Source organism: Pseudomonas sp. HMWF006 (assembly GCF_003061205.1).
Taxonomy (GTDB): Bacteria; Pseudomonadota; Gammaproteobacteria; order Pseudomonadales; family Pseudomonadaceae; genus Aquipseudomonas; species Aquipseudomonas monsensis.
Genome location: NZ_QAIU01000438.1, coordinates 21,197 through 24,200, shown reverse-complemented (window position 1 = coordinate 24,200; position 3,004 = coordinate 21,197). Strand labels below are relative to the sequence as shown.

The 3,004-nt window shown below is 61.2% G+C and carries 2 protein-coding genes and 1 pseudogene; 2 read left to right on the top strand and 1 reads right to left on the bottom strand.

Features of this window, described 5'->3' with window-relative positions; genetic code table 11:
* Together DBR24_RS18450 and DBR24_RS18445 are read left to right on the top strand one after the other, a co-directional pair.
* Positions 1–222 (top strand): annotated as a pseudogene (locus tag DBR24_RS18450) (hypothetical protein); the annotation flags it as partial.
* A 12-nt stretch (positions 223–234) separates the two neighbouring features.
* Positions 235–2,418 (top strand): lipase family protein, encoded by a 2,184-nt coding sequence (locus DBR24_RS18445; protein WP_128615462.1) that lies wholly within the window; start codon positions 235–237, stop codon positions 2,416–2,418.
* A gap of 138 nt (positions 2,419–2,556) precedes the next feature.
* Here the strand turns inward: DBR24_RS18445 and DBR24_RS18435 are convergent.
* Positions 2,557–3,004, bottom strand: a 448-nt coding sequence (locus DBR24_RS18435) for an N-acetyltransferase (RefSeq protein WP_146189080.1), incomplete at its 5' end; no start/stop codon positions are given.

Sequence of the window (3,004 nt, the reverse complement as noted above, 5' to 3'; positions counted from 1 at the left end):
CAACTGCCGGGCAAAACCGTGCGGATGAAGATCGATTTGGCGGCGGAAGAACGGCCTGCCATCGGCAAGACCTGGGTCAAAGTACCTAACGGCTGGAAGCGTTGCCTGGGCGACAACTTCGAAGACCAGGATGCCTTCTGCTTCGGTAACCACACCGATTTCAGCACCTTCCAGATGGTTGATGGCCGCATCTGCACCATCTATCCCGGCTGCACGGAATAAGGAATGTTCCACATGACGTCACTTGATAAGGACCTGCAATCACCGCTCAACAGCCGCCTGCTGAGCTGCCCGGCACAAGGCAACTGGAGCAGTTTTCAACTGGTCGATGAGTTTGGCTCTGGGGAAGCTTATGGAGGATTGGCCTATGTTGCGGTCGATTCGGAGGGGCAACTATTCAATGGATACCTTGATATCAACGGTGTTGGCAAAGTCGACAACTATTGCGCAGGCCCGATTGCGTTGCGTTTCGAACAGGCTTACGAGGCTCAGGAAAAAGTCTATCTACGCGTAATGGAACGCCCCCACTACCCCCTGAAAATCACCGAACTCCAGGTTCGCGCCGAACAAACCCGTTACCGCAATCCGGACGCCACCCGTAACCGCGAACAACCCGTTACGGACGGCGACGAATACATCCAGGTAGAGGTGCGCCATCTGGTCCGGCATGTCGCTCATCTGCCGCCCGAGGTCTATCGCCACTACCCCGCCAACAGCGGCCTGTCAGCGATCATGGGCAAGCATGCACAGGTCGGCGTCGCCCTGGCCTCGCGCAAACACTCGGTGCTGGAAGTGCGTGCATTGCGGGCCTTGCGCCCGATGCTGTCGACGGCGCCGGAGTTCTGCGCACTCAACCTTTACCAACTGGCATTGATGGCCACCCTGAGTTACTGCCCTTTTGGCCAGAAACCCGCCACCGCGCCGATCAAGGAACCCCGGGTCACCTTCCCCACACAACCCAGCGTGGGCAACTGGTTCGCCGATGCCCTGGCCAAGTCCGACGAGTTGTGGCGCGTCGACGCCGCGCAAAGCACAGCCTATTACCCCCTGTATGAAGACGTGGCGTATTCCAGAAGGCTGGAAATCGTGCCGTTCGATCCGGCGCTGTATGAGGTCAATGATCCGGCTCTTGGAGACGATCAGGAGCACCCAGAGAAGATCCACTTTCTCGACGACAGAATCCTCGGGAAAGAAGCGACCGACACCCAGGCGTTCATCACTCACAATGACGAACTGATCCTGATTGCAGTACGTGGAACCTTAGAGATCATTCCTGATGGGTTGCGCGATGCCGATGCATTACAAGTGCCGTTCGAAGAAGGAGAGGGTCAGGTCCACCGAGGTTTCTACCAAGCAGCAAAAAAAGCCGCGGCTTTCGCAATTAGCTATCTAGACCGATTCTACGCCGGCCAAAAACTACTCATCTGCGGCCACAGCCTAGGCGGCGCAATCACCCTGCTGCTCGCGGAAATGCTGCGCCGCAGGTCCGAAGACTACAACATCCAGCTCTACACCTACGGCGCCCCCCGCGCCGGCGACACCGTCTTCATCAAAGCCGCCGCCCCGCTGGTGCATTACCGCATGGTCAACCACAACGACCCGGTACCCAGCGTGCCGGGCAGCTGGATGAACACCAAGACCGGGGTCTACGGGGCTGGCGCGGCGCTGATGTTTACCAATGTGCCGGTCGGTCTGTCGGTGTTCGTCGCGGGCATTACCAACTGGACGGGGGAAGCCTATGCCCACCACGGCACCCTGCATCACGCCATGCCGGTGGAGTTCGGGCGTCAGCAGATGTCTTCGATCCTGTGGGAGCCGGGCTGCGACACCATCACCCAGCACGCCGCGTGCACCGTCGCGCTGCAGCAGAAAAACGGCCTGCCGGATCGTCCGGGCTTGTTGCGGCAGATCTTCAACGCCGGGCATCACTCGATGGTCGGCGGCTATGTCCCGGCGTGCTGGGCAGCCTTGCGCCGCTGGCAGCAGGCCCATGAAGCGAATCGCACGCGGGTCACCGACCGCGAGTTCGAATGGGTGGACGAGGCGCTGCTGCGCATTACCCGGCAATTACGCGCCGCCCGCAAGGATCTGCTGGCCCGGCCAGCGGCCTACGTGCGCACTCAGGAGCGCACGATCGAGGCGATCAGCCACGAAGTCAGCCGCATCGAGACCACCCATGCGCGCCTGAGCGCTCTGCGGTACAAACGGGTCAGGGCCACGGACGTCTATGGCCTGTTCGCCGCACAGCCGGAGCTGCTCGCCGAAAGCGTGCAACGCTGGCGCGCGCACCCGGAAAACCTCAAGGAAGAACAACTGGCGCAGGCACCGGACAACGCCAGCAACGATGCGCTGCTGACCTCACTTTACGGGCATACGATTGGCGCGCCGCATACGCTCGATATCGACTCGATCATCTAACGCAACCTCACCTTCAACTGACTGCACATCCCCTTGTAGGAGCGAGCCTGCTCGCGAAAGCGTCCTGTCAGCCAACAACGATGCTGGATGAATCGTCGTCTTCGCGAGCAGGCTCGTTCCCACAGGGTTTGTGCAGGCCTAGCCCTGCGGATACCAGACCAGCCGCTCCGCCGCAGGATTGCTTTGCTCCACCGCGAAACCCAGGGCCAGGTAATGCCGGCGCGCATGCGGGTTGCTGGTCCAGACCACCGTCGCCACCGGGCAGCGGATCTGTTGCGCAGCTTTCTGCACGCCTTGCAGCACAGCGCGGCCAAAACCCTGGCCGCGCGCCTGCGGGACGAAGGCCAGGTACAGCACGCGAATCTCGTTGGGGCCGAAATCAGTGCTGAGGGCACCGATCGCCGTGCCGAGCTTTTCCACCACGTAGTGCATGGCGTTGGGGTAGTTGTCGCCCATGCCCTGTTCCTGCACCTGGAACTGCTGGGCGACCACTTGCTGCACCTGTTCCGGCTCGCCGTCGATCCACTGCAGATCCGGCCGCGCGGTTTGATACAGGCTTTGTAGAAACGGCCCGTCGGTTGGCCGC

What these genes read in the sequence shown, in the direction of transcription:
- DBR24_RS18445 (WP_128615462.1), top strand. Translation starts at nt 235, where the DNA reads ATGACGTCACTTGATAAGGACCTGCAATCACCGCTCAACAGCCGCCTG.